This is a genomic window from Streptomyces lunalinharesii (assembly GCF_039532155.1).
Taxonomy (GTDB): domain Bacteria; phylum Actinomycetota; class Actinomycetes; order Streptomycetales; family Streptomycetaceae; genus Streptomyces; species Streptomyces lunalinharesii.
The window spans coordinates 13,033-38,618 of the sequence record NZ_BAAARK010000027.1; the positions used below are offsets into that span (position 1 = coordinate 13,033).

Genomic DNA, 25,586 nt, shown 5'->3' on the forward strand with positions numbered 1-25,586 from the left:
CGCCATCGTCATCGTCATCGCCACCAACTGCTCGGGCGTCGGTGGCGTTGCCGGCGAGCACTCACGGCAGCCACTTCGCCGCCGGGTTCAAGGCAACGTCGGGAGCGCCATTTCAGCGTCGAGATATCGCCCATACCGCGCACAGCGCACGTTATGATCACTTATCGAGACCACGGGTCAGTGGCGCTGCTTTTCGGCACGTTCAAGGATCGCGACGCACTCCACTTGGTGGGTCATCGAGAACACGTGGGGCCGATCGACGAACCGCCCGCGCGCTCCGCACTTCACCGCTCATCCCGGCATTCCGGCCCATAGGGACTCCCCCTTCCGGTGCGCCTTCAGATCATCTGGCGTCGGTTCCCTTGGGGTTGGCATCTCCGGAAGCCGACACAAGAGGCCGGCCACACCCGAATTCACGTACCTGCCGGCCGGTTCGGCAAGGCGACGCCGGTGCACGCCGCGCTCCGCCTTGGTCCGCTCCTCGCCCTCCCCGCGCTGAGCATCCTCCCGCGCGCGCCTCGATCTCCCCGAGCATTGCGCCCAACGCATCTTCGAACACCCGGCCTTCCGATCGCGCCCGCCAGCGGGCCGGCCGACCGGATCGGCCATGGTCACGCTCGACGAGGAGACGCGCGGAGCACTCCGGATGCGCGGACTGCGGAAATTCCTGCCGGACAGTGAAGGTGCATGTCAAGCCGTCGACAACCGTCCGGAAACCGTGGTACTGCCCGGGCCGGTGAACGGACCCGAGGCGAGACTCGGAGGAATCCGTAATACCGAGCGTCGAAGTGGTGTTGACTGCCCTTCGCGACGGTGGCAGGTGTGGCCTGTGCTGGAACGGCCGTATCAGTACTTTTCCCTTGCCAGTTTCCTCTGGTGGCCTGCCGCAATGTGTACTTCACTGCGGACGCGATGACGCCGGGGCGCCGAAGGGACCGCGGACGAAATACCTCCGAAATACCTCCGAGAGATGTCGATCTCATCATCGATATGGTTCGTCAGGAAAGGCGGCGATGGGTTCCGGTCAGGAGAGGATTCGCATTACGAGAAGGCTGCCGAAAAGCCCGTAGGAATGCGAAGCGTGGTGGGGCGTCACCTCGACGGCGATGTCCCAGCATTACCTCGTGTTCCCGAACGGGAGCGCACCGGCGGTCAACGGCTCCGCATCGGCCCGCTGTTCGAGAACGGCCCGCGCCCTGTCCGGTCACGGTGCCCCGGCCGTCCGCGGCGCCGTCGCCACCGCCGCACCGCCGCACCCCCGCTCCCCCACAACACGCGGTCGGTGAACTCCCGGCAAAGTCCCCGACGACCCGCTACTCGTGCCCCGGAGCAGCGGTGTTGCAACGACACCTGGTGGACGAGCAATACGCGTCGGCTACGTTCGCGTCAGCATGTCGTGAGCACGGCATACATCGCCTGGTGGAGCGCGTCGGATTTAGCTTCGACAATGACCTGACGGAATCCCTTTTCGTGAGCATCACAGGTGAACCCGGTACGTTCGAAGGGCAGTTGAGCAAGCGAGGCGCGGGCCCATAGTGGCGTACTGGAGCGCCGTCCCAGCGGGGAACCCGGGGCTATGGACTCGCGCGTTTGATCGAGTAGGATCCACATCAACGCTCGGCAAACCAGCCCGTTTCGGTCCAGCTTGTCGCCTCCAGCGCACCGCCCTGTCGACCAGCAGGCCGATGCTTGGTGATCCATTCGCATGCCGCGAGGTACGCCGGGCGCTGTACATATAATTCTTGGGGGAGGATTAACTATGCTAGTTCCGAACGGCCACTTTCTGCACGACAGAAAAGACGTCCACCGGCTGCGGAACTTCTTGATCAATCAGCGCAAGATCTCCGGCTGGACCCAGGAGGAGCTCTCCGAACGCTCCGGCGTCAGCGTCCGCACGATCCGCAACCTGGAGACCGGCTCCAACACCAACCCGCGCCGCACCTCGGTGGACCTGCTGCTCTCCGCCTTCGGCGCGACCGCAACCGCCGCCGAGACGGCGTCCTGGGGAAGCACCGGCTGGCCGACACTGCCCGAGCAACGTACCGAGTCGCACTTTTCGCCCGCCCTGGAGCTGCCGCCCTGGCGCGGGCCCTGGCTGCTCAACGATCCGCTGGTGGGCCGGCAGACGGACCTGCGGCACGTCGTGGCCACCGTCCAGCGCAGTCGGCTCGTGGCCCTCACCGGGGCAGGCGGGGTCGGCAAGTCCCGACTGGCGCACGCGGCCGCGGTGCAGCTGCGCCCGCTGTTCCGGGAGGGGGTGGCCGTCGCCGACCTGCACGACTGCCCGCCCGAGCACCTCGATTCCTCGCTCGCAGGCAGTGAAATGATGCGCATCGTGCGGGAACTGGACGGTGAGGACGGCTTCCTGCGCGGTGGTTCGCGGACCGGGTGCCGGCTGTTGGTGCTCGACAACGCCGAGCACGTCGTCCAGCACACGGCACGGATCGCGCGGAACCTGCTCAGCGAACATCCGGGCCTCCATCTGCTGATCACCTCCCGTCGCACGCCGTCCGTCGGTGCCGCGGAGACCTGGGACGTGGAGCCGCTGCGGGTGGAAGGACCGGAAGGCGGCGAGACGGCCGTACCCAGTGCGGTGGAGCACTTCCTGCGCCGGGTGCAGGCCGGCCTGCCGACCCTCGACCTGAGCGACCATCTGCCGTTGGTCACCCGACTGTGCCGGCTCCTCGACGGCATTCCGCTGGCCCTGGAGATCGCGGCCCAGCGGCTCAGGTCGCTTCCGCTGACGTCGCTCCTGCAGAGCGGCAACCCCTTCCCCCTGCTGGACCAGGTCGACGCGGGCCGCCTGTCCCGGCACCGCACGCTCTCGGAGAGCGTGCGGTGGAGTTACGACCTGCTCCCCGCGCCGCACCAGGAACTTTTGCACGAACTCGTCGCGTTGCAGAGCCCGTTCTCCCTGGACGACGTGCTCAGGGTCCAGCAGGGCCACCCCGATGCGATGCAGGTCGCTCACCTCCTGGCAGACCTCGCCGATGCCTCGCTGGTCCACATCGAACGGCAACTGCACTACCAGTACCGGGTCCACGCACTCGTACGGCACTGGCTGCTCACCCACGCGCGCCGACCCAGCCCGGCAGGAGGCGGCGCCCTCCTCGGACTTGACCGCTAGGGGCCCGGTCGGATTCCGGGTGGGGTGCGGGAGGCCCGGCACCCCACCCGGACGACGGGAACCACACGAGCGTCGAACGCCGCGGCGCATCCGGAGCACCGCTCACGCCCCGGACTGCCCGGCGGCCTCCTTGACCGTACGGAGCGAGAAGTGCTCCGCCGCGTCGAGGCTCGACATGATCCGCTCCTCCAGCCAGGGCAGGAAGGTCTCGTCCAGTACGGCCTCCGGCCGCAGCCGCTGCAACAGCCGCTGGAGCACCAGCACCAACCATCCGCTGCCGCCCGTCTCCGCGCGCTCCGACCCGAAGGTGTGGAGCCAGGTGTAGAGGCAGGAGGCAGCCGCGTGGTACACGCAGTGCTCGGCGGCCCGGTCCTGCCCCTCCGTCGTCGCCGCGTCGAGCGATGCGGTGGCGAGGTGCGCGTAGAACGCCGTCCGGCGCGCGGACAGTTCGCCGACGACCTTGGCGAGCGCCGTGCCCTCGGACTGCGGAAGCTCGTGCTCCGCGATCCGCAGCGCCTCTTCGACGGCCGGGTTCCAGCCGCGGGTGATCTCGTCCTCGGCAGCGCTGGTCAGCCGCAGTTCCCGCCCCGAGGGGTGCCATTGGGGCGCTTCCTCGGACCAGTCGAAGAGCTGCCGCAGTACGTCCTCGCCGCCGCGGGAAGGCCGGTCGGCCACCCGGGCCACGGCCGGGAGCTGCGAGGCGATGCTGTGCAGGTTGACGTGGGTGGTGCCCTCGAAGATGCTCGCGATCGCGTGGTCGCGTTGGAGCTTTTGGAAGACGCCGGAGGCCACGCCCTCGCGCAGGTAGCTGCGTGCGCCCAGGACCCGGGCGCACTCCTGGACGACCTGCTCGCCAAGTGTCGGGACGAGGTACTTGACCACAGAGGACCACAGGCTGAGCCGGGACGGCGCGACGGACAGCGCGCGCGCCACGGGCAGCGCCGTGCACTCGGCGATCAGCAGGTCGAGGTACGAGTCGACCAGGTGCCGCCGGATCACCGGCAGCCGGTAGATCTCCTGCCCGTACAGGATCCGTTCGCGCGCGTGGCGCAGGGCGATCCGCAGGACGGAGTCCATGGTGCCGAGCGACAGTCCGCCGATCGCCGTGCGGGTGATCTGGAGGACCTGGAGGATCTCGACCAGGCCGGCGCCGGGGCGGCCGAGCAGCGACTGGGCGGGCACCCTGGTGTCGTGGAAGGTGATGCCGCTGAGGTCGTGTCCGCGCAGGCCCACGGTCCGCACGAAGGGGTGGTTGTCCCAACTGCCCTCGTCCAGCTCCTCCTTGTCGAGCAGCAGCAGTGAGGAGCCCGCGTCCTCGACGGCGACGTAGACGGTGACGAAGCGGCCGCGGGTGGCGTTGCCGACCGGCCACTTCTCGCCGGTCAACAGGTATCCGTCGGCGTGGCGCACCGCCACGGTCTCGTTGGTGCCCAGGTCGCTGCCGTGGTCCGGTTCGGACACGGCGAAGCATGCGAGGTCGCCGCCGAGGATGCCCCGTGCGACCTTCGCGCGCTGCTCCTCGTCGCCCCACAGCCACACCGGGTTGGCGCCGAGGATCGCAGAGCCGAACATCACCGCGACGGTCAGGTTGCGGCGCGAGAGCGACCGGGTCAGCAGGAAGAGCTGCTCCAGGTTCCGCAGCCGGCCGCCGAACTCCTCGGGCACCAGGTACTGCGCGAACCCCCAGGACCTGATGAGGTCCACCGCGCCGGGCGGCAGTTCGCCGTTCTCCTCGTGCGCGACCATCGCGGCGTAGCTGAACGGGCCGCTGTCAGCGTTCGGGTCGCCCAGCGTCCGGTCCAGGTCGGCGGCCAGTGCGTAGGCCGGGCGGTCGAAGGCGCGGTCCGTCATGCCGCGGGGCCCTCGAAGCCGTAGCGGGCGAACATGCCGGCGACGTCGTCGGCGTCGGGGAGGGTCGCCCTGCCTGCGGCCACCTCGGTGCTGACGAGCTCGATCACGTCGCTGACGCGCTCCAGCCGCATGGCCTCCTCGGGGTTGAGCGACCGCAGGCCGTACAACTCCTCCAGGTTGTAGCCGAGTTCCGCGAGGACGAGCGAGTGGAAACCGAGGTCGCCGACGAGGCGGTGGTCCGCCTCGACCCGGTCGAGTTTGCGCGGTGCGATCAGCCGCACGAGTCCGCTCACCACGGGAGCGACGGCTTCGTTGTCGAGGGCGGCAGGGGTCTGAGTCATGGCGCCGACGCTAGGGCGAGGCGGGCCCGGCACCCAGGCAAAGGGCCCGGCAAATTCACGGCAACTCCGTGTTTCGGGTGGGGTGATGTGCCTGTGCTCGGGGTGGTTGCGCGGCCTGGTGCGTCGGTACCGGGCCTCGACGGGACGAGCGGCGTCGGGGCGGGCCGCCGCGCGGCAGACGCGACGCGTCGCGGCCGAACCCGCCTCCTCCAGCCTCCTGAGTTGCCGGTGCTCTGGCCCCCCGTATTGCCGGTGCACTGCCTGGTCGCGCAGTGAGGGATCCCCGAGCATCCATGACGGGGGCCACGCCAAGTGGCGTGGCCGGCCGCGCATTCGACGGACGGGGAGTACGTGGCAACGAGCGCGGTCGCAACCGGAGACGTCGGCGGATGCCTCACTGCCGACCGCGGCTGCGTGGCCCACCAACCCGCACTCTTCGAGAGGAACGTCCATGCCTGTTGAGCCTCCCCCCACACCCACCACGACGCCCGTCATCTCCGAGGACGAGATCGTCCGGTTCGTCGTCGACCACTTCCTCGACGACGACGTGGACGGCCTCGATCCGGAGCGGGACCTGCTCGCCGAGGGGTCGATCGACAGCCTCGGCGTGCTGCACGTGGTGGCCTGGCTGGAGAACCGGTACGGCATGACCTTCCCCTCCGAGGCGCTGTCCCAGCGGAACTTCCGCTCGGTGCGCGCGATCCGGGAGACGGCGGAGCGCGTCGCGGCGGGTGGCGGCGAGGCGTGAGCGAGGCACCCGCGGCGGCCGTCCGCGTACGGCATGCCGAAGGCCACCACGACGACCGTCCGTGGTCAGTGACGCGTTGAACAGCTCAGGAGAAACGATGAGTGTGCCGGCTGACGTCGCGGACGGTGTCGAGGTCCCGACCCGGTCCGCCATGGCGACCGCCTCCCTCGCGGTCGCCGAGGAATTGACCCGCCGCGGGTTGCGGCCCGGCGACCGGGTGGTGCTCAAGGCGGAGAACTCCGCCGCGTACGTGTACACGCTGCTGGCCCTCGCGCACCTCGACGCCTCCCTGGTCGTCCTGGACCACCGCCAGACCGACGACGAGACCCGTACGGTCATCGAGCAGTGCCGGGTCCGCTGGGTGATCGGTGACACGCCGGGCGGCCTGCTCTTCCCGGGCCCCCGGGCGTCCTGCTTCCTGGCCCTGGACACGCTCGTCGCGGCGGCCGGCCCTCCGGCGGGCGCGGCCGGCACGGCGGATGCGGCCGCGAGCGCCCTGGACTTCTCCCGGTGGCGGCGGCGCACCGACGCGCTGGTGGCCTGGTCGACCGGTTCGACGGGCCGGGCCAAGGCGATCGTCAAATCGGGTGACGGGTTCCTGACCAACCTGGAGCGGACCCTGGCGCACATGGGCTACCGCGAGCGCGACACGTTCCTTCCGCTGCTGCCGTTCTCCCACCAGTACGGCCTCTCGCTGATCTTCCTCGCCCAGCTCTCCGGCGCCTCCCTGCTGATCTCCCCGTTCCACCGGGTCGACCTGGCGATCCGGGCCGGTGCGTCGCACGGCGCCACCATCGTCGACGCCACCCCGTCGACGTACCGGAGCCTGCTCAACCTGGCCCGGCGGAACCCGGGTCTGCTCGACGGGCTGGCGGGCGTGCGGCTCTGGTGCACCGGGGGCGCCCCGCTGGACCAGGCGTTGACCCAGCGGTTCCGGTCCGTTGTGGGCGCCCCGCTGCTGGACGGCTACGGGAGCACCGAGTTGGGCAACGTCTCCTTCGCCACCCCTGACCGGCCGAAGGGCTGCGGCAGCGTGCTGGCGGGGATCGACGTCCGGTTGGCTCCGGCGCGCAGCGACGGCGCAGCACCCGGCTCCCCGGCCGCGGAGTCCGGCGACGGTGCGGACGCGGAGGCGGACCACAGTGCCGAGTTCGGTCACCTCTGGGTGCGCTCCCCCGACGCCCTGGTCGGCTATCTGGAGCCCGACGGTTCGATCCGCGAGCAGACCGACGAGTGGTACGAGACCGGCGACTTCGGCTATCTCTCCGACGAGGGCGACCTGTATGTGATCGGCCGTTCCCAGGCCGTCCACCGGATGGGGCACCTGCTCTACCCGGAGGCCCTCGCCGCGAAGGCGAGCCGGTGCGGACGGCAGGTCGTGGTCGTTCCGGTCGACGACGCGCGGTGGGGAAGCCGGCTGATCTTCGTGGTGGCCGATCCGGAGCAGGGCGACCCCAAGGGGTGGCGGGAGCTGCTCTGCTCGCTGCTTCCCTCGTACGAGCAGCCGAACCACGTCGTGGTCCTGCCGGACCTGCCGCTGAACCGGAACGGGAAGACCGACACCGGGCAGCTGCGGCAACTGCTGCGCGAGGAGCACCCGGCGCTGTGGGGCGGCGCGCAGAACGGAGCCAGGCGGTGAGGGTCGAAGCGGCGCGCACGGCACGGCGACGGGTGGTGGTGACCGGCTACGGCGCGGTCACGCCGGTGGGACCGGACGTTCCCTCCCTGTGGGAGGCGCTGCTGTCCGGCAGGAGCGGGATCGCGGAGGTGACCGGGTTCGACACCACCGACCTCGCGGTGACGATCGCCGGAGAGGTACGGGAGTTTGACCCCTGCGCGTACATGCCCAGGCGGACGGTCCGGCGCCTGGACCCCTTTGCCCAGTACGCGCTCGCCGCGGCGGTGCAGGCGGTGGAGGCGGCCGCCCTGAACGTGCCGGCGGTCCGGCGCGACCGGACGGGGGTGCTCATCGGCTCCGGGTACGGTGCGGAGAAGTCGACCTTCGAGGCCGCGCGGGCGCTGGTCACCAAGGGTTCCCGGGCTGTCAGCCCGTACTACGCCGTCAGCGGCGGGATCGACTCCGCGGCCGTCGACGTCGCGTTGCACTTCGGCGCGCAGGGCCCGTCCGGTGCGGCGAGCACCGCCTGCGCCACGGGGGCGACCTGCATCGGTGACGCCGCGCGCATGATCGCGACGGACGCGGCGGACGTGATGCTGGCCGGAGCCTCGGACGACTGCCTCACCGCCGTGCAGATGGCCGCCACCACCAGGACGGGGGTGCTGTCCCGGCGGAACGACGACCCGGCGGGCGCGAGCCGCCCGTTCGACATGGAGCGCGACGGGTTCGTGATGAGCGCGGGCGCCGGTGTGCTGGTGCTGGAAGAGGCCGAGCACGCGCTGCGGCGGGGCGCCGGCATTCTGGCCGAGGTCGCCGGTTACGCCGCGACCACCGACGCCTACCACCTGACCTCTCCCGATCCCCAGGGGACGGGGCTGCAGCGGGCGATGCGACTGGCGCTGGCGGACGCGGAGACGGCCGCCGACGGGATCGACTACGTCAACGCGCACGCCACGGGGACCGTCGGTGGGGACCGGGTCGAACTCGCCGCGCTGCGCGAAGTGTTCGCCGAGCAGCTGCCCCGCATCCCCACGACCTCGGTGAAGTCCGTCCTCGGCCACATGATGGGCGCGGCGAGCGCCGTCGACCTGATCGCGACCATCGAGGCCCTGCGCACCGGCACCGTACCGCCGACCACGAACTGCACGCGCCCGGAGGACACGGTGCTGAACCTCGGCACGCGGGGCGTCGAGCGACGCGAGATCCGTACTGCCATGAGCAACTCGTTCGGGTTCGGCGGGCACAACGCCGTCCTGGTCGTGAAGGCGTTCGACGGCGGCTGAGCCGTTCCGCGTCCCCCCTCAACCCATGCAAGAACAGACGAAGGGCACCACAGTCATGAGCAACTCGCACGGCACGCAGCTCACGGCGGAGCGGAAGTACCGGACCGTCACGGGACTGGCAGTAGGGAGCGGGCTGGTGGCCGGCGCGGTCATCGAGGAGGGGGCCGAGATCATGACCCTGAGCGACTGCGTCCCGGCGGAAGCCACCAAGTACACGATCCAGGTCGGGCGGGACAAGCACGTCATCGGCACGGACATCCGGTTCCTCAACCACTCCTGCGACCCGAGTACCTACGTGGACGCCGCCGCCGGAAACGTCGTCGCCACCCGGCGGCTGGTGCCCGGGGACGAGCTGACCTTCTTCTATCCCTCCACCGAATGGGAGATGTCCAGCCCGTTCACCTGTGCGTGCGCGGCACCGGAGTGCGTGGGCAAGGTGGCCGGTGCGGCCTTCCTGGCCGCGGACCTCCTCCAGGGCTACCGCATCAACGCGCACATCCAGGAACTGCTGGCGGAGCGGGACGTCGAGCCGCGCTCATGACCTCCCGGCACGAGCGCCGGCCGGCTCCCCGTGCTGCGGCCGTCCGCGGCACGGGGGGCCGGCTGCTGGTCCACGCGCTGGCCGGGCACGGTGTGGACACCGTGTTCGGCATCCCGGGCATCGACAACCTGGAGGTCTTCCGGCATCTGGGCCGCAGCGGCATCAGGACGGTCACCCCGCGCCACGAACAGGGCGCGGGGTACGCGGCCCACGGGTACGCGCGGGTCACCGGGCGCCCCGGTGTCGTCCTGACCACCGCCGGCCCCGGGCTGCTCAACGCCGCGGCGGCGGCCGGACAGGCGTACTCCGATTCCGTACCGGTGCTGTTCCTGTCCGCCGGCCCCCCGGTGGGACAACTGCCGGGCGACGGCCTGCTGCACGAGGTCAAGGACCAGTCCGGTGCGATGGACGCCATCTGTGCCTGGAGCCGGCGGGCCACCGACGCGGACCGGCTCGAAGAGCTGCTGGCGCGGGCGTTCCACGATTTCGCCGGCCGCCGCCCGCGGCCCGTGCACATCGAGATCCCCGCAGACGTCCTCGCGGCGGAGGTGTCGCGGGCCGCTCCGCCGGAGCCGGTCCCGGGCGCCGAGCGGCCGGCGGCACACCCCGAACGGACCGCTGACCCCGACGGGATCGCCCACGCCGCGCGCCTGATCGCGGGCGCCCGACGGCCCGTCGTCATCGCGGGCGGCGGCGCGCGCGCCGCGTCCGCCGCCGTGACCCGTCTGTCGCAGGAGACCGGCGCCCCGGTCGTCACCACGGCGAACGGGAAGGGAGTGCTCGACGAGTACCACCCGCACGCGCTGGGTGCGGCACTGCACCTGCGATCCGCCCGGGACTTCCTGCGCCGTGCCGACGTGGTGCTCGCCGTCGGCACCGAACTGGCCGACACCGACACCTGGTCCGGCCCCCTGGACCTGCCGGGCGACGTCGTCCGGGTGGACATCGACCCCGGGCAGCGGCACCGCAACGGGGCGGCGGCCCGCGCGCTCACAGGCGACGCGGACACCGTGGTGCGGCAGCTCCTCATCGCCCTCGACGCCGTGCCCGACCGGACGCCGGCGAGCGCGGCGTACCGGCGTGAACTCGCCGCCGTCCAGGCCCGGATGGCGGCCGAGCACGCAGGTCAGGGAGCCCGGTGGACAGGGCTGATCGACGCGCTGCGGGCGGCGATGCCGCCCGAGGCGGTCCTCACCAGCGACAGCTCGATGGTGTCCCACTACGGCGCGCTCAAGGGGTTCCGGGTGCCGCGCCCCGACGCGTTCCTGCACCCCACCGGGTTCGCCACGCTCGGCTTCGCGCTGCCGGCGGCCATCGGCGCCCTGGTGGGCCGCCCCGATCTGCCGGTGGTGGCGCTGACCGGCGACGGCGGCCTCCAGTTCAGCATCAACGAGCTGGCCACCGCGGTCCTGCTGGGCAGACCGCTGCCCGTCGTCATCGTGGACAACGGCGGTTACGGTTCGGTGCGCGCGGAGCAGTCCCGGCTGGGCGTCCCGCCCCTGGGCGCGGACCTGCCGAGCCCCGACTTCACCGCCCTGGCCGCCGCCTACGGAGCGCACGGCGTGGTGGCCGCGAGCCCCGCCGCGGTGTCCGCCGAAGTCGCCGCGGCCCTGGCACGCCAGGGACCGACCCTGATCACGATCCCCGACCACTCGCTGAACCCGGAAGACGGTAATGACTGACCCCTATCTGCAGGTGACCTGGACGGATCCGGAGACGCAGGCACGCGGCTATCTGGTGATCGACCGGCTGCTGGGCGGTGCCTCCAGCGGCGGTCTGCGCATGCGCAGCGGCTGCACCCTCGCGGAGGTCGCGGACCTCGCCAGGACGATGAGCCTCAAGGAGGCGCTGAACTACCGTCCTTCTGACCGCTACGTTCCCTACGGCGGCGCGAAGGGCGGCATCGACTTCGATCCGCGCCGTCCCGAGGCCCGTGGTGTGCTCACCCGCTATCTCGGCGCGATGAAGCCCTACATCGACACCTGTTGGGCGACCGGCGAGGACCTCGGCGTGCAGCAGCGGTCGCTCGACGAGGCCGCGGCCGAGGCCGGCATCGCCTCGACCGTGCAGGCGGCACTGCCCCACGTGCCGGACGGTCCCGAGGCGGGCCTCGCCCGCCTCGACGCGGGGTTCGCGGCGGAGGTCGGCGGGATCTCGCTGGCCGATCTCATCGGCGGCTACGGGGTGGCCCGGGCCACGGTCGCGGCGCTGCGGCACCGGGGCGACCGGGTGCGCGGGGCGACGGCCGCGGTCCAGGGTTTCGGGACGATGGGGGGCGCCCTCGCCCGCTACCTCACCGAGGCCGGGCTGCGGGTAGTGGCGGTCGCCGACCAGCACGGTGTGGTGGCCAACCCCGCGGGGCTGGACGTGGAACACCTGCTCGCGCACCGCACCGCGGACGGGCTCGTCGACCGCGAACGGTTGCGCCCCGACGACCGGCCGGTGGAGTCCGACTGGCTGTCCGTACCGTGCGACGTCCTGGTGACGGCGGCCATCCCGTACGCCGTCGACGAGCGCAACCACCACCGGGTGAGCGCGCGTTACGTGGTCGAGGGCGCCAACATCTCGGTGACGGCCGGGGCCGAACGCGCACTGTCCGCCAGGGGTACGGCCGTGATCCCCGACTTCGTCGCGAACTCGGCGGGCAACGCCTGGTGGTGGTGGACGCTGTTCGGGGACATCGAGCCGACCGCCGAGTCGGCCTACGCGCGCGTTTCCTCCGTGATGGAGGATCTCGTCGTGTCGGCGCTCGACGGCGCGGCCGACGGGTCGATGACCCCGCGCGAGGCGGCCACGGCCCGCGCCGAGTCGTGCCTGGCCCTCCTGAAGGACCGGCCCAGGGGCTGACCTTGGTGGTGGGTCGGTCCCCTGCGCAGGCCGGTCCGGGGGCGGATCACCTGACGATCCGCCCCCGGACGGGCCTGTTCGCGTACGGGAGGAAGGCCGCGCCGCTCAGACTTCGATCAGCGTGCAGAACCAGTGCATGCCCGGTGACGCGACGCCCGCGAGCGCCACGAGGTCGCCGCGCGCCAACTCCCCCGCCTCGACGTGCCGCCACAGGCAGATCAGCTGGTCCGCCGCGCCCATGTGGCCCAGTTCGCTGGCGAGTTGGGCGTTGGTGCGCTCGAAGGGGATGCCCACGGCATCGGCCACGGCGCGGATCCCCTGCTGTCCCTCGTTGACGTAGATGAGCCGGGCGAGGTCCTTGCGGTCCCTCCCGGCTCGGGCGAAGGCCTCATCGACCACGTCCGCGACCCGCCCGTGGATCTCCTCGATGAATCCCTTGAAGCGCCCGGGGTCCCGTCCGAAGTGCTCGTAGACCGCGACCATCGGGTCCGAGCGCAGGTGCTCGCGTCCCGGCAGCGGCAGGGGCGCGGCGGCGCCGCCGCGCTCGATGCGGAACAGGTCCGCGAACTCCGGGTTGGTGAAGCGCGCGGAGGCCAGCCGCCTGAACCGCGGGTGCCCCCGGTGCAGTACGGCCGCGACGGCGCCGTCACTGGCGATGGAACCGTTGAAGTCCATCCGGTTGCTGTGCGCCTCGCTGACCACGTTGACCAGGACCACCAGCACGGTGTTCGTGTCGGTCGAGAGCGCCATCGCGCCGGCCGCGTGGTCCAACGCCAGCGACCAGGCGGCGCATGCCTGGGTGAAGAGCACGGTGGGCGTGCCGTGGGCGCCCAGTGCCCTGGCGACCGCCGCCGAACCGTCCCAGCCCAAGTACTCGGGGACGTCGGAGTTGCCGACGACGATCAGGTCGACGTCGGTGACGGCGAGGTCCGCGTTCTCCAGGGCCTCGCGGGCCGCTTCCACCGCGAGGGCGGTCGCGGTGACGCCGTCGACGATCCGGTGGTAGCTCTCGTACCCGAGGGCGGCGACGTCCTCCGGGTAGGGGACGTAGTCGGCTGCCGTGGCGGCCACGTCCCGCCGCTCGCCGAACGCCATGCCGGTCGAGACGATGCCCATCTCCACTGACGGTGTCACGTGTTGTCCTTCCCTTCTGCTGCGATTCTCCTGCGATGCGTGGTGCCTGGGGTGGGTCGTGCCCGGTTCCGCCCCTGCCTGGCGACGTCCGGCCCTACCCGACCGGGTCGGGCAGCGGCCGGGCGTCCGCCGGCGGGTCGAGTTCCCGTACGGCGGCGAGCGGGACGTCCAGGACCGTGAGGCGGCGCCGGGAGGTGTGCAGCACGAGGGCCAGCAGGGCCATGGCCCCGGCGAGGAGGAGGACGGCCCCCTCCACCCCGGCCGCGTCGGCGAGGACCCCCGCCGCCAGCGGGCCGACCCACTGCAGCCCTTGGACGAAGAACCGGCTCAGTGCGGCGACCCTGCCCTGGTACTGGTCCGGGACGAGACGGACCTCGTAGGACTCGATGACGACGTTCATCGGCACCATGGCCGCCATGGCCACCATGGTGACCAGGCCGATCTGCCACGGACTCGGGACCGCCATCGCGGCGGCGAAGGACACCGTGAAGACCCATGCGGACAGCAGGAGTACGCGTCGCGCTCCCAGCCGCCCCATCAGCCACGGCCCGATGACGGCCCCGACGACGCCGCCCGCCACCGCGAGGGAGGTCGCGGTGCCGACGGCGGCGGGCCCACCGCCGCGGTGCTGCACGAGCACGACGAAGAGCAGGCTGAAGCCCTCCGCCACCGCGTTCAGCAGAGCTCCCCAGATCATCGTGAACACCAGGTAGTCGCTGCGCCTGATCATGCGCAGGCCGTCGCGCAGCTCCTCGGCCAGGCCGGCCCGTGGTGCGTCGTCGGCGCGCCGGTCCGGGCCCAGCGGGCGGCGGATCAGCACGGAGCCCAGGGAGACGAAGAGGAAGGAGAGCGCGTCGAAGAGGAACGGGATCCAACGGCCCATCGCGTACAGCAGACCGCCGAGGGGGGCACCGACCAGCTGCGCGACCATGTCGCGGCCCATGCTCTGGGCGGTGGCGGCGGCGACCTGCTCCTTGGGGACGATGCGGCGCAGCACCGGCATCGACACGGCGTTCCGCAGCCCGTCCGCGAGCCCGCCGACCAGGGCCATCGCGCCGATCAGGGCGATCGAGGGGTCCCCCCGGTACGCCAGCAGGGCGACGGCGCCCATCGACAGCGCCTGGACCAGCGGGGCGAGGCACAAAACGGCGCGGCGGTTCATCCGGTCCGCGAGCGCTCCGCCGGTCGCGAGGGTGGCGAGCCTGCCGATCATGTGCAGGACGGTGATGAGACCGGCCTGCGTCGCCGATCCCGTGAGGTAGAGGACGAGCAGCGGGTAGGCGAGCGTCGACATGCTGGTGCCCAGCGCGGACAGGCCGTTCCCCGTCCACCAGTACAGGTAGTCGCGGTCACGCCACAACGCCGGGGGGCGCCGGTGCGCTTCCGCCGACTCCTCGGGACACGACTGCGCCATGGGTACCCGTCTCCCCGCCCGTTGGTGTGTGCTCGTCCGGGCCTGCGCCGTGGACCTCCCCTGCATGCTGGCCGATGCGTCAGGGGCCGGGCCAGGCAGTGCACCGGCAACTATCCGGGGGCGTGCCGGTGGCATGATCTGCGGGTGATCACTCACCTCGTCCCCGCGGGCGTCCGCACCCACGAGGCGTTCGGCGACACGGGTCCCGAGGCGACCGCCGTGCTCTTCGCCGCCGAACAGGTCGCCGTGGCGGGGGTGTTCGAGGAACGTCGCAGGGAGTTCACCACGGTACGGGGCTGTGCCCGCGCGGCGCTGGAGCGGATCGGAGTGCGTCCCGTACCCCTGGTGCCCGGTGCGCTGGGCGCTCCCGGCTGGCCTGCGGGGGTGGTGGGCAGCATGACCCACTGTCGGGGGTACCGCGCGGCCGCCGTCGCGCGGGCCGCGGACTTCGCCGCCGTGGGGATCGACGCGGAGCCGCAGGAGCCGCTGCCCCGCGCGGTCGCGGACCGGATCGTCACGGACACCGAGCGCGGCTGGCTCGGCGAGGAGTTTCCGCGGGGTGCCGGCGTGCCGCTGGACCGGGTGCTCTTCTGCGCCAAAGAGGCGTCCTACAAGGCGTTCTCGCCGTGGATCGGGGCCCGGTTCGGCTTCGGGGACTACCGGGTGCGGCTGCGGGCCGACGGCACGTTCCGTGCGGTCCTGCCGGATGCCGTCCCGACGGCTGCGGGCCCGTGGGCCGCGGGGTTCACGGGGCGTTGGTCCGCACGGTCCGGGCTGGTGCTCACCGCGGTGGCACTCGTGGCGGCCCCCGGTGCCCTGACACCGGGGCCGTGACGCGGTTCCGGTGCCGCCGTGCACACGGGGCAGCGGCGGGCGCGCGCCGAGGAGAACCTGACGGCGCCCCGTCTCTCCCGGTCGGTCGCCGGTCAGTGCAGGGCCGACACGATCGCGTCGAGCGCCGACGCGCCGGTGAAGGGGAAGTCGTGCCCGCCGGGCAGCAGGCGGAGCGTGAAGTCGGCCGCGGCGCAGTCGCGCCAGCGCTCCAGGTGGGCACCGCTGACGAGCGGGTCGTCGGCGCCGCCGAAGGCGTGCAGCGGACAGCCGACCCGGGCCGGCCCCGCGGCCAGGTAGGACTCGGTGAGGGCGAGGTCGGCGCGGACCGTGCGCAGCGCGTACCGGAGGTACGCCGGGTAGCGGGCCAGCTCGGGCGGGAAGCCGCCGAACCCGTCCAGCCAGCCGAGCAGTTCGGGGTCGTCCAGGTCGGAGACGCGCCGGCGCACCGGGGTGTGCGGTGCGCGTGCGGCGGACACGAGCAGTGCGCGGGGCGGGGTGAGGCCGCGCCGGGCGATGCGGACGGCGAGCTCGTAGCCGAGGAGGGCGCCGAAGCTGTGTCCGAAGAGCGCGTAGGGCTGGTCGAACTCGTCGCGGATGCCGTCGAGCACGGCATCGGCGAGCTCTTCGAGGGTGTCGGGCAGGCGCTCGGCGCTGCGCACGCCCCGGCCGGGCAGTTCCACGGTCGCGAGTTCCACCCCGGCCGGCGGCGCGAGGCGCCAGGGCGCGAACGAGCCCGCGCTGCCCCCCGCCTGCGGCAGGCAGATCAGCCGCAGGCGCGGGTCGGGCGCGGTGACCCGGCCGACGATCCACGGGCGGGCCCAGTCGTGCGCCGGTGCACCCTTCGGGGCGGCGACTGGTGAGGTCGCACGGGTTCCCATCCCGCTCCTCCTTCGGCCGGTGTGCGGGGGGAGCTGTTGCCCGCCGTGCTCCATCGTGCGGCCGGTGGGAGGGCGGGGCCAGGCAAGGGAACCGGCAACCGGTCTGCCGTCAAGTTGCCCCGGCAGTTCCTGGAGAGCGGGCTTCGGCGCACCAAAACTGACGGCGAACAGTTCTGTTCCGCGCCGGAGGGGTGGACCGCAATCCAATGACCACAGTGCCCGACGAGACGTCCGAGTCGACGCTCTTCACCCTGGATGCTGTCAAGGCCGACCTCATGGAGGTCGACGCGATGTTCCAGGCGTGCCTGAACTGGAACTACGGGGACCGCGACAGCCGCGTGTGGAACCTCTACGAGAAGAACAAGGTCTCGCAGTGGAACGCCACCACCGACATCGACTGGGACCACGACGTCCAGTTCGGCGCCGAGTTGTCGGAGGAGAACGGTGCGCGGCTGGCGTCCTTCGTCGTCGGGGAGGGCAGTCCGGTGCCCCGCGAGCTGCTGACCCAGTTCCGCTGGGAGTACCAGGCGTGGATGTGCAGCCAGTTCCTGCACGGCGAGCAGGGTGCGCTGGTGACCACGGCCCGTCTCGTGGAGACCGTGCCCGACCTCGACGCCAAGACGTACGCCGCCTCGCAGGTCGCCGACGAGGCGCGGCACGTCGAGGCGTTCGCCCGTTACGTCGACGAGAAGCTGCAGTCCGTCTACCCGATCAATCCCGGGCTCAAGACGCTGTTGCACGATCTGCTGTCGGAGTCCCGGTGGGACATCGTCTACCTCGGCATGCAGGTGGTCGTCGAGGGTCTGGCGATCACCGCGCTGCGCCTGGCGAGCAGCGGCTTCGGCGACCCGGTGATCCGGCAGATCACCAGGATGGTCGCGCAGGACGAGGCCCGGCACATCGCCTTCGGCGTCACCGCGCTCACCGGCATGTACAGCCAGGTCACCGCCGCGGAGCTGCGTGAGCGCGAGGACTTCCTGCTGGAGGCGATCCAGTTGATGTCGCGCCGGTTCATGCTGCGCGAGGTCTGGGAGCGGATGGACCTCGACGTGGCCAAAGGGCTGCACTTCGCGCGGACCAACCCGATGATGGCCACCTACCGGCAGATGCTGTTCCAGCAAGTCATCCTCGTGCTGCGCCAGTTGGACATGCTCTCGGACCGGGTGAAGGACCTGCTGATCGCGGAGAACCTGGTGCGCCCGGAGACCCTGCGGATCCGCTGACGGCAGCGGTACGGGCCCGGCCGGGGCCCGCTCCGCCCGCGCCGGGCGGCCGGCCTGCCGACGGGACCCGCGGTGCCCGGGCGGATGCACGCGAGAGCGCGTCCACCCGGGCGCCGGCGCGTCGGGCGCCGGCGCGGTCGGTGCCACCGGGGGCGTCATCTTCAGCGCCGGGCCGAGCGGAAGCCCGTCACCGCGGCGCTCACGCCGAGGACGAGCACGATGACGGCCAGCCCCGAGTAGACCTGCTGGGTCAGCGCGTCCGTGGCCGCGGTCTTCAGGAACTCCGGGTTGAAGAGCATCCGGTGCTGGAGGATCCAGGCGAACGGCAGGGCGAACACGGCCTGGGTCACGGCGTTCAGGACGGCGAGGCGAACGGTCCACCCCCGTACGGTGATCCGGGCCGCCGAGAGCGCCAGCATGGCGGCGAGGCCGAGGAGGACGGGCCAGATCCAGCCCGACCACAGGGCCGGGTCGAGCACCTCGACGGCCTTGCCGCCGCCGTTGCCGTCGGCCCCGTAGGGCTTCGCGACGTGCTGCCACACGGTCAGGGAGATCAGCAGCGCGTACCACGCCGCTCCGAGGGCATCCATGATGCCAACCTTGCCCTTCTTGCGGGGCTCGGGCAGGTCGGCGAGGGTCCATGCGGTGGTGCGGGCGGGCGCGCCGTCACGGTTGCGGAGCCGGTCGGCCAGGGCGAAGGCAATGGTGAGCACGGCGATCATCTGGGCGCCCAGCGTCAGCACGGTGGTGACGCCCTCACCGACTGCCGCGCCGACGTCGCCGCTGTCGGCCAGTTCCACCAGTACGGACACGGTGGCTATCACCGGGAGCACGGAGGAGAGCAGCAGCACCAGGAGGCGGATGTACGCCGGGTAGTGGTCCGGCCCGATCAGCGCGAGCGGCCGGCCGGTGTAGCGGGCCGCGTACCGGGCGGGGTCGCCCATCTCGGTGAGCACCGCGCGCTCGGCCGACTGCGGGTCCGCCGGATCGCGCGCCTCGACGGTGTCGGCGATCGTGGTGCGCAACTCCTCGCCGATGTCGTCGCGTTGGGCGGCCGGGAGCCGTCGGACGACCTCGTCCACGTAGCGCTCGGTGAGACTGGTGGTGCTCATCCGTTCTCCTTGGTGAGTCGTGCGATCGTGGCCGAGAGGTCCTGCCACTCGCGGACCAGGCCGGCGAGGACCAGGGAGCCGTCGGGGCTCACCCGGTAGAACTTCCGCGGCCGGGATTCGTCGGTGTTCCACTCGCTGGTGAGCAGGCCCTGCTTCTCCAGCCTGCGCAGCAAGGGGTAGAGGGTGTTGCCATCGACGGACACCCCGGCACCGTTGAGCGTCTCCAGAAGCGCGTAGCCGTAACTCGGCTCTCGGAGCAGCGCCAGACAGGCCAGGACCACCGTCCCACGGCGCAGTTCGTGTGCTTGGGCGAGAGTGAGTTCTTCGACGGACACATGAGACACCATAGTGTGCGACGCACACCATTGTCCATGGACACACTAATGGGCGGCGCGTTGCAGGGTCGGCGGCGTCGCCCTGCTGCCCGGGCTCCCGTCCTGGTCACACCCCCGTCAGGAGGGTGGTGACGTCGGTGAACTCCCGTGCGCACAGCGCCTTCCAGATGACCCGGCGGCGGGGCTTGCCGCTGGAAGTGACCGCGATGCCGCCGCGGGGCAGCTCGACGGCCAGGAGGTCGGCGTCACCGAGCCACTCCGAGAGCACCTCGTGGACGGCCTCCCGCCAGCCGTCCTGCACGCCGCCGAAGACGGCCACGCCCGTGGGCCGACCGTCCCGGACACCGAGCAGGACGGCGACCCGGCGCTCGGGAATGCCCCGCTGGTGCAGCAGGGTCTCCAGGCTCTCGGCGAAGACCATCTTTCCGCTGACCTTGAGCCCGTCGCCGAGCCGGCCGATGACGAACAACTGCCCGTCGCGCACGAAGCCCGCGTCACCGGATGCGAGCCTCTGACCGGCGAGGCTGGTACCGGACGCGGAACCCTCGTCGCCGACGTATCCGCTCGCGATCGACACCCCGGTGACGACGATTTCGCCGACCTGCCCGTCCGGCAGTTCCTCGCCGTCCTCCGAAACGATCTTCACCTCCCGGCCCTCCAACGGACGGCCGCAGCCGACCACCGCCGTCCCGGCCAGCGACGCGGCGTCCCCGTCCTGTGGCACCTGCGTCGACCAGCCGTCGCCCGGCCGCAGACCGGTCACCGCCAGCGTCGCCTCCGCGCCGCCGTACGCCGGCAGCAGCGCGCCGCGGTCGAGGCCGTGCGGCCCCAACAGCGCGTGGAACTCCTCCAGAACCTGCGGGTCGACCCGCTCCGCCCCGATGATCACGGCCCGCATCGAGTCGAAGCGCAGGCCCTCCAGTTGGGCGGGCCTGACCCGGCGCAGAATGTAGGCGAGACCGAAGTTCGGCATGCCCGTCATGGCGGCGCCCTGCTCGCTGATGCACCGCAGATAGCGCAGCGGCGAGCGAATGAAGTCGTCCGGCTGCATCATCCAGCCGTCGCAGCCGGTGACGACCGCGTTCAGCAGGAAGCCCACCAGGCCCATGTCGTGGTGCACGGGCAACCAGCTGATGCCGGGGCGGTCCGGGGTCCAGTCGATCCAGCGGCGCATGCCGGTGAGGTTGGTCCGCAGGGCGTCGGCGGAGATCCGCACGCCGCGCGAGAAGCCGCTGGAGCCCGAGGTGAACTGCACCAGCGCGGTCTCCGGCAGCGGCCGCGGCCGCTGAAGCGGCGCCACGCCCGCGACGAGTCGGTCGAAGACCTCCGGCTCGGGCACCCCGACCCCCGCGGTGACCTTGCGGATCCGCTCCAGCGACTCGTCGTCGCAGATCGTGTACCGGGGCCGTGCCGTCGCGAACAGGTGGGCCGCGTGCCGCTCGTACTCGTCGGCCCGCTGGAAGGCGAACGGCGGGGCGATGGAGCACGGCGTCGCACCGGCGGCCAGCGCGCCGAAGAAGCCGGCGACGAAACCGGGGCTGGAACGCAGCACCAGCCCCACCACGTCGCCCTCGCCCACGCCCTTCGCGCGCAGTGCGGCGGCGGTCCGCAGCACCAGCTCCGCCAGGTCGTGGTAGGACGAGAAGTCCCAGTCGTCGTCGCGGTTCGCGTAGTACAGGCCGCGCTCGGTGGACGCCTCGTCCAGCCACGCCAGCAGGCCCCGGTCCGGTACACCCAGCATAGTTGTCCTCTCGGAAGGTCAGGGAGGTGTGGCACGTCCGGTACGCACGGGGCGCGGTGCACATGCCCGCCTGCTGCGCAGCATCGCGGCGCGGCCCCCGCTCCTGCCAGGCAAGCGGCCGGTAACTCACCCGCGGCCCGGCGGCATTTCGACCAGCATCCCGGTTGCCGGTCGGTTTGCCCGGCGACCGGCCGGGCGGACGGCGGGCGAGCATCACCGGAAGCGAGCCCACGGACCGTTGGACGGACGCGCCGCACACCAGGCGGGTGCGCCGCCGGCCGCCGGCAGCGGCACCGGCAGGAAAGCGGCAACTCCGGGCGCGTGCGGGCGGACTCCGCACAACTTGCCGCACCCCTTGCCTGGTCGGCGTCGGCGGCCATGCCGAGGCTGACCCCATGCGCGCTTCGAACCCCACCCCGGCCACCGTCAGTTGGATCGGTTCCCGGCACACGCCCGGCCCGCTCCGGTCCCGGCTCATCTGCCTGCCGCACGCCGGCGGAGGGGCCGGCACCTTCCGCTCCTGGCAACCGCACCTTCCCGACGGGGTCGAGCTGGCGCCGGTCGAGCTGCCCGGCCGCGGCTCCCGCATCGACGAACCCCTGCCGCAGTCCTTCGACACGCTGGTGGACGCCCTGTTCGACGGGCTGCGCGGCGAGTTCACCGTGCCGTACGCGCTCTTCGGGCACAGCTTCGGCGCCCTGCTCGGCTATGAGCTGACACGACGGATCGAGCGGGAGATCGAGCGGGGCGCCGATCTGCGGCCGCCGAGCGTCCTTCTGGTGTCGGGATCGCGCGCTCCCCACGTGCCGCTCGACCGGGAACCCGTCGCGGACGGCGACGAGGCCCGGCTGGTCGCCTGGCTGCGCAGCAGCGGCGGCCTCCCCGACGAACTCCTCGACTTTCCGGACTTCCTGCGGGACCTGCTGCGCGCCGTGCGCAGCGACATGGCCTTCGCGGAGGGCTACCGCATCCCGCGGCCGGCCGCCGTGGGCTGCCCGCTGGTCGCCTTCGCCGGCGCCGAGGATGCGGTGTCCCCGGTGGCGCACGTGGCGCCGTGGAACCTGTACACCACGGCCGAGCACCGGATGCACGTCCTGCCCGGCGGGCACCACTTTCCGCAGAGCCATGCGCAGGCCACCGTGACCGCGGTGGCCGAGGAGTTGGCGGCGTCGTCGGCGCGGTAGCGAGCGCGGGCCGCGAAACCCCCACGGCCCCAACGGTTCGGGGGCCGTGGGCGGATCGGGTCCCTCAGGTTGCCTGACGGCCCTGCGGCACGAGCGTGACCGGCAGGGACGAGAAGCCGCTCAGGAAGTTGGAGAACACGCGGCCCGGGGCACCCGCGGGCTCCGCGACGGCGACCAGGTCGCACAGGCTCTCCAGCAGGGCCGCGAGTTCGGCGCGGGCCAGGAACGCACCGAGGCAGAAGTGCGACCCATGAGCGAACGACAGGTGCTTGTTGGGGGTGCGCGCCAGATCGAACGTGTCGGGCCGGTCGAAGACCCGCTCGTCACCGTTGGCCGAGGCCATCCAGGTGGTGACGACGTCGCCCTCCTCGACGAACTGCCCGCCGAGGAAGACGTCCTGCGTGGCGGTACGGCCGCTGTGCAGGGCGGGCGTCGTCCAGCGCAGCACTTCCTCGACCGCCGAGGCCGTGCTCACCTGCCCGGTCTTGAGTGCCTGCCACTGCTCGGGCCGCTCCATCAGCGCCTGCAACCCTCCGACCATGGCGAACCGGGTGGTCTCGTGGCCGCCCATGATGATGCTGTAGCAGTTGAAGACGATCTCCTCGTGCGACAGGGGGCGGCCGTCGATCTCCTTGGTCACCAGGAGGCTGATCACGTCGTCCAGCGGCTTCTCGCGGCGCGCGGCGGCCAGTTCCGAGAAGTAGAACAGCAGGCCGTTGCGGGACGACCAGGTCGCTTCCTCCGTGGGGACGCCGTCCGCGGAGGACAACGCGGAGGAGGTCAGTTCGATGATCTGCCGGCGGTCCGCGAGCGGCACGCCGAGCAGGTCGCAGATCGCGGCGAGCGGGATGTGCGCGGCGACGTCCGCGGCGAAGTCCACCGTGCCCCGGGCCACCGCCTCCTGGACCAGGGCCCGGGTGCCACGCCGCACGCTGTCGACGACGACGTCGAGCGCACGCGGCGAGAACGGCTTGAGCAGGGCACTGCGCAGGGCCTTGTGCGGGTCCCCGTCGGTGACGGCGAGCATCTTGCCGGCGGCCGAGTCACCGCCGGCCAGCAGGGTGTCGAGCACGTTGCCGCGCTCGGAGGTGAAGGTCTGCTGGTCGTTGAGGACCGCGACGACGTCCGCATGGCGGCTGATGACCCAGAACCCGGGGCGGGTGCCGCTCTCCGGCTGCCAGTGGACCGGGGCCTCGGTGCGCAGCCGACGCCACAGTGGCCCCAGGTCGTGGCGGGCGTGCAGCAGCGGGTCCGCGAGGTCCACGTCCCCGAGCGCATCCGGAGCCGGCTCGGGGCGGCTGGTCATGGCGGTCATCCTGGAACTCCTGCTGACGTGGTGACTCGGTGGTGTGGTGCGCGCGTCGCAGCGGTCACCGCGTCGCCTCGGTGGGGCCGGGGAAGAACGCGGTGGTGGCTCCGGCGGTCTCGGCGCCGTCCACCACGAACTGCTGGCCGGAGACGAACGCGGCCTCGGGTGAGGCCAGGAAGTGGAAGACGTCGGCGATCTCCTCGGGCCGGGCGTGGCGGCGGGCGGGGATGCGCGCGTTGACCTCGTCGAGCATGGCGTCGGTGTACTCGGCTCGCTGCATGGGAGTCAGCACGGCGCCGGGCGCGACGCAGGCGGTGCGGATCAGGGGGGCCAGCTCCACGGCGAAGGTCTGGCACAGCGAGGTCACCCCGGCCTTGGAGGCGTTGTAGTCGGCGTACAGCGGATAGCCCCGCGTGCCGTTGACCGACGCGGTGGCCAACAGCACGCCCCCGCCCTGGTGCAGCAGGTGCGGAACGCTGTGGCGCCACAGGGCGAGGACGCCCATCAGGTTGATGTCCACGGTGCGCCGGGCGTCGGCCTCGGTCAGGTCGAGGATGCCGTGCCGCACGCTGATGCCCGCGTTGGCGATGACCACGTCGAGTCGGCCCCGCTCGGCCCGGACCTCGTCGACGGCCGTCCGCACTCCCTCCCAGTCGGCGACGTCCTGTTCGACCCAGCGCAGGTGACCGCCCCCCTCCCGGGGGCCGGTCGGGGCGTCCGCGGGCGGGGCGTGCACGTCGAGGTTGACGACGAAGTCGCCGGCGCGGGCGAAGCGCTCGGCGGTGGCACGTCCGATTCCACTGGACGCGCCGGAGACGATGACGGTGCGCACGGTTGGCTGCCCTTCTGCAGGGTCGGTGCGGAGGGTGGACGGGCCCGGCTCAGACGATGACACGGGGGTGGTGGAGGGCGTAGCCGTTGAGGTTCTGGCGCAGGTTCCGGCTGACCGTCAGCTTCTTGAGCCAGCGGTCGGTGCCGTCGTAGCGTGCGGTGAAGGCTCTGCGGCCGTGCACCGCCCGGTAGTTGTCGACGATCATCAGCGAGCCGGGGCCCACGGCGACGTCCTGCTGGACGCGCTGCAACTCGGCCATCAGTCTGTCGAGCGCGGCCTCGGCCTCGGTGTCACCGGTCCGTACGTTCATGAAGGGCCGGTCGATGCGCAGGTAGGGGTTGAGCCGGTCGCCGGAGAGCACGGCGGTCGGCGTCGGCCGGTCGCGCATGGCGCGCAGCCTGGGCAGCGCCGGGTGAGCGGGGGCGTGCGTCTCCAGCTGCCGGATGTGTTCGGTGTCCGGCAGGATGTGGAAGCGGTCCTCCGAGAGGACCGTGCGGTCACGGTCGTCGAGCCGGACGTCGCGCACCGACGCCACGATGGTGGGCACCCGGTCGGGATTGCGCAGTCCGAACAGCAGGAGGTAGTCGCAGCGGTTGGGGTGGAAGCCGTCCTCGGTGTGGAACTCCAGGAGGGTCTCGCTGCCGTGCCCGCTCTGGCGCGTCTCGTCGCCGCGGATGGGCAGGATGTTCTGGATGATGCGGCCGTCTTGGAGCGTCACCCAGCCGAACGGGTCGCCCAGCACCAGACCGCACAGCGCCAGCCACATCTCCTGGGACCGGGCGGTCGCACCGTCGATGGCCTTGCGCCAGTGCTCCGGTGTGGGGCCGAGCCGCGCCTCGTCCACCGGGAAGCCGTGCAGCAGGCAGGCGGCCGACCGCCCGGAACGCCGGTATGCCGTCAGGAAGGAGCGCAGTCGGGCGGGCAGCAGTTCCTCGGCGAGCTGCGCCCGGTCGTAGAAGTCCGGCAGTGCGGGATCGCCGTAGGAGTGGGCGAGCTCGTGCGCGGCGGCCTCCAGCTCGGCCACTTCGTCGGCGTCGAGGTGGAACTCCGAGGGAGTGTCGAGCGGTGTGTCGGCCTCGGCCGGGCGGGACGGGGCAGCGGGCGGAGATGTGAGTGTCATGTTCGGTGTCCTCACCGGGTCGGGACCGCAAGGGTCGTCGTCGTTCGGTCCTGCGCGGCCCGCGCCGGTGGCCGGGCCGCCTGTTGGTGCACGCCGAACCGGCCGAGCAGGGTC

General features: G+C 71.9%; 21 protein-coding genes. 10 read left to right on the plus strand and 11 right to left on the minus strand.

Features of this window, described 5'->3' with window-relative positions:
- The first annotated feature begins 1,759 nt into the window (after positions 1-1,759).
- The gene (locus ABD385_RS30415; RefSeq protein ID WP_344582099.1) at positions 1,760-3,127 is read left to right on the plus strand and encodes a helix-turn-helix domain-containing protein; all 1,368 of its coding nucleotides are present in this window, start codon (positions 1,760-1,762) and stop codon (positions 3,125-3,127) included.
- Positions 3,128-3,229: 102 nt separating this feature from the next.
- On the opposite strand, the gene ABD385_RS30420 is transcribed toward ABD385_RS30415, so the two are convergent.
- Both ABD385_RS30420 and ABD385_RS30425 read right to left on the minus strand, forming a co-directional pair.
- Positions 3,230-4,978 carry an acyl-CoA dehydrogenase family protein gene (locus tag ABD385_RS30420; RefSeq protein WP_344582101.1) on the minus strand — a complete coding sequence of 583 codons (1,749 nt, stop codon included), beginning with the start codon at positions 4,976-4,978 and terminating at the stop codon, positions 3,230-3,232.
- Positions 4,975-5,319 carry an acyl carrier protein gene (locus ABD385_RS30425; RefSeq protein ID WP_344582102.1) on the minus strand — a complete coding sequence of 115 codons (345 nt, stop codon included), beginning with the start codon at positions 5,317-5,319 and terminating at the stop codon, positions 4,975-4,977. Before ABD385_RS30425 ends, ABD385_RS30420 begins: the two co-directional genes overlap by 4 nt.
- Positions 5,320-5,770: 451 nt before the next feature.
- Between ABD385_RS30425 and ABD385_RS30430 the strand changes: the two genes are divergently transcribed.
- From ABD385_RS30430 to ABD385_RS30455, 6 genes are all read left to right on the plus strand, one after another.
- A complete protein-coding gene (locus tag ABD385_RS30430; protein ID WP_344582104.1) occupies positions 5,771-6,067 on the plus strand; it encodes a phosphopantetheine-binding protein in 297 nt (98 codons plus the stop codon).
- Positions 6,068-6,164: 97 nt separating this feature from the next.
- On the plus strand, positions 6,165-7,706 hold the full coding sequence (locus tag ABD385_RS30435; RefSeq protein WP_344582106.1) for a class I adenylate-forming enzyme family protein: 1,542 nt from the start codon (positions 6,165-6,167) through the stop codon (positions 7,704-7,706).
- Complete coding sequence (locus tag ABD385_RS30440) at positions 7,703-8,968, plus strand: beta-ketoacyl-[acyl-carrier-protein] synthase family protein (RefSeq protein ID WP_344582108.1); 1,266 nt, start codon at positions 7,703-7,705, stop codon at positions 8,966-8,968. Before ABD385_RS30435 ends, ABD385_RS30440 begins: the two co-directional genes overlap by 4 nt.
- A gap of 55 nt (positions 8,969-9,023) precedes the next feature.
- Entirely contained in the window at positions 9,024-9,509 is a 486-nt protein-coding gene (locus tag ABD385_RS30445; RefSeq protein WP_344582109.1) for an SET domain-containing protein-lysine N-methyltransferase, read from the plus strand.
- Positions 9,506-11,191 (plus strand): thiamine pyrophosphate-binding protein, encoded by a 1,686-nt coding sequence (locus tag ABD385_RS30450; RefSeq protein ID WP_344582111.1) that lies wholly within the window; start codon positions 9,506-9,508, stop codon positions 11,189-11,191. The genes ABD385_RS30445 and ABD385_RS30450 overlap by 4 nt, the downstream gene beginning before the upstream one ends.
- Positions 11,184-12,356, plus strand: a complete 1,173-nt coding sequence (locus ABD385_RS30455) for a Glu/Leu/Phe/Val dehydrogenase dimerization domain-containing protein (protein WP_344582113.1) — start codon at positions 11,184-11,186, stop codon at positions 12,354-12,356. The genes ABD385_RS30450 and ABD385_RS30455 overlap by 8 nt, the downstream gene beginning before the upstream one ends.
- 105 nt (positions 12,357-12,461) lie before the next feature.
- Here ABD385_RS30455 and ABD385_RS30460 read toward each other — a convergent pair whose 3' ends face one another.
- Together ABD385_RS30460 and ABD385_RS30465 are read right to left on the minus strand one after the other, a co-directional pair.
- Complete coding sequence (locus ABD385_RS30460; RefSeq protein ID WP_344582115.1) at positions 12,462-13,490, minus strand: 3-oxoacyl-ACP synthase III family protein; 1,029 nt, start codon at positions 13,488-13,490, stop codon at positions 12,462-12,464.
- Between the two features lie 94 nt (positions 13,491-13,584).
- On the minus strand, positions 13,585-14,904 hold the full coding sequence (locus ABD385_RS30465) for an MFS transporter (RefSeq protein ID WP_344582117.1): 1,320 nt from the start codon (positions 14,902-14,904) through the stop codon (positions 13,585-13,587).
- A gap of 144 nt (positions 14,905-15,048) precedes the next feature.
- Here ABD385_RS30465 and ABD385_RS30470 point away from each other — a divergent pair, with 144 nt between their 5' ends.
- Complete coding sequence (locus ABD385_RS30470; protein WP_344582119.1) at positions 15,049-15,738, plus strand: 4'-phosphopantetheinyl transferase family protein; 690 nt, start codon at positions 15,049-15,051, stop codon at positions 15,736-15,738.
- A gap of 92 nt (positions 15,739-15,830) precedes the next feature.
- Here the strand turns inward: ABD385_RS30470 and ABD385_RS30475 are convergent, their stop codons facing one another.
- Positions 15,831-16,616: a thioesterase II family protein gene (locus tag ABD385_RS30475; RefSeq protein ID WP_344582121.1), complete on the minus strand. Its 786-nt coding sequence runs from the start codon at positions 16,614-16,616 to the stop codon at positions 15,831-15,833.
- Between the two features lie 206 nt (positions 16,617-16,822).
- On the opposite strand from ABD385_RS30475, the gene ABD385_RS30480 reads away from it, so the two are divergent.
- A complete protein-coding gene (locus ABD385_RS30480; RefSeq protein WP_344582122.1) occupies positions 16,823-17,839 on the plus strand; it encodes a diiron oxygenase in 1,017 nt (338 codons plus the stop codon).
- 161 nt (positions 17,840-18,000) lie between these two features.
- On the opposite strand, the gene ABD385_RS30485 is transcribed toward ABD385_RS30480, so the two are convergent.
- The 3 genes from ABD385_RS30485 to ABD385_RS30495 form a co-directional block, all read right to left on the minus strand.
- Complete coding sequence (locus tag ABD385_RS30485) at positions 18,001-18,951, minus strand: HAAS signaling domain-containing protein (protein WP_344582124.1); 951 nt, start codon at positions 18,949-18,951, stop codon at positions 18,001-18,003.
- Entirely contained in the window at positions 18,948-19,286 is a 339-nt protein-coding gene (locus tag ABD385_RS30490) for a PadR family transcriptional regulator (protein WP_232817160.1), read from the minus strand. The genes ABD385_RS30485 and ABD385_RS30490 overlap by 4 nt, the downstream gene beginning before the upstream one ends.
- A gap of 106 nt (positions 19,287-19,392) precedes the next feature.
- On the minus strand, positions 19,393-21,027 hold the full coding sequence (locus ABD385_RS30495) for an AMP-binding protein (protein ID WP_344582125.1): 1,635 nt from the start codon (positions 21,025-21,027) through the stop codon (positions 19,393-19,395).
- Positions 21,028-21,422: 395 nt separating this feature from the next.
- Between ABD385_RS30495 and ABD385_RS30500 the strand changes: the two genes are divergently transcribed.
- The gene (locus ABD385_RS30500) at positions 21,423-22,211 is read left to right on the plus strand and encodes a thioesterase II family protein (RefSeq protein WP_344582127.1); all 789 of its coding nucleotides are present in this window, start codon (positions 21,423-21,425) and stop codon (positions 22,209-22,211) included.
- A gap of 64 nt (positions 22,212-22,275) precedes the next feature.
- Here ABD385_RS30500 and ABD385_RS30505 read toward each other — a convergent pair whose 3' ends face one another.
- From ABD385_RS30505 to gntD, 3 genes are read right to left on the minus strand one after another with little or no spacing between them, the layout of a single operon-like run.
- Complete coding sequence (locus ABD385_RS30505; protein WP_344582128.1) at positions 22,276-23,526, minus strand: cytochrome P450; 1,251 nt, start codon at positions 23,524-23,526, stop codon at positions 22,276-22,278.
- Between the two features lie 55 nt (positions 23,527-23,581).
- Positions 23,582-24,352 (minus strand): SDR family NAD(P)-dependent oxidoreductase, encoded by a 771-nt coding sequence (locus ABD385_RS30510; RefSeq protein ID WP_344582129.1) that lies wholly within the window; start codon positions 24,350-24,352, stop codon positions 23,582-23,584.
- Positions 24,353-24,401: 49 nt separating this feature from the next.
- Positions 24,402-25,472 (minus strand): guanitoxin biosynthesis L-enduracididine beta-hydroxylase GntD, encoded by a 1,071-nt coding sequence (gene gntD / locus ABD385_RS30515; protein WP_344582130.1) that lies wholly within the window; start codon positions 25,470-25,472, stop codon positions 24,402-24,404.
- Positions 25,473-25,586 lie beyond the last annotated feature (114 nt).

Coding starts and splice junctions, on each gene's coding strand:
- ABD385_RS30485 (WP_344582124.1), bottom strand. CDS start 18,951: ATGAGCACCACCAGTCTCACCGAGCGCTACGTGGACGAGGTCGTCCGA.
- ABD385_RS30420 (WP_344582101.1), bottom strand. CDS start 4,978: ATGACGGACCGCGCCTTCGACCGCCCGGCCTACGCACTGGCCGCCGAC.
- ABD385_RS30445 (WP_344582109.1), top strand. CDS start 9,024: ATGAGCAACTCGCACGGCACGCAGCTCACGGCGGAGCGGAAGTACCGG.
- ABD385_RS30475 (WP_344582121.1), bottom strand. CDS start 16,616: ATGGGAACCCGTGCGACCTCACCAGTCGCCGCCCCGAAGGGTGCACCG.
- ABD385_RS30425 (WP_344582102.1), bottom strand. CDS start 5,319: ATGACTCAGACCCCTGCCGCCCTCGACAACGAAGCCGTCGCTCCCGTG.
- ABD385_RS30450 (WP_344582111.1), top strand. CDS start 9,506: ATGACCTCCCGGCACGAGCGCCGGCCGGCTCCCCGTGCTGCGGCCGTC.
- ABD385_RS30430 (WP_344582104.1), top strand. CDS start 5,771: ATGCCTGTTGAGCCTCCCCCCACACCCACCACGACGCCCGTCATCTCC.
- ABD385_RS30455 (WP_344582113.1), top strand. CDS start 11,184: ATGACTGACCCCTATCTGCAGGTGACCTGGACGGATCCGGAGACGCAG.
- ABD385_RS30435 (WP_344582106.1), top strand. CDS start 6,165: ATGAGTGTGCCGGCTGACGTCGCGGACGGTGTCGAGGTCCCGACCCGG.
- ABD385_RS30495 (WP_344582125.1), bottom strand. CDS start 21,027: ATGCTGGGTGTACCGGACCGGGGCCTGCTGGCGTGGCTGGACGAGGCG.
- ABD385_RS30415 (WP_344582099.1), top strand. CDS start 1,760: ATGCTAGTTCCGAACGGCCACTTTCTGCACGACAGAAAAGACGTCCAC.
- gntD (WP_344582130.1), bottom strand. CDS start 25,472: ATGACACTCACATCTCCGCCCGCTGCCCCGTCCCGCCCGGCCGAGGCC.
- ABD385_RS30500 (WP_344582127.1), top strand. CDS start 21,423: ATGCGCGCTTCGAACCCCACCCCGGCCACCGTCAGTTGGATCGGTTCC.
- ABD385_RS30465 (WP_344582117.1), bottom strand. CDS start 14,904: ATGGCGCAGTCGTGTCCCGAGGAGTCGGCGGAAGCGCACCGGCGCCCC.
- ABD385_RS30505 (WP_344582128.1), bottom strand. CDS start 23,526: ATGACCGCCATGACCAGCCGCCCCGAGCCGGCTCCGGATGCGCTCGGG.
- ABD385_RS30480 (WP_344582122.1), top strand. CDS start 16,823: ATGACCACAGTGCCCGACGAGACGTCCGAGTCGACGCTCTTCACCCTG.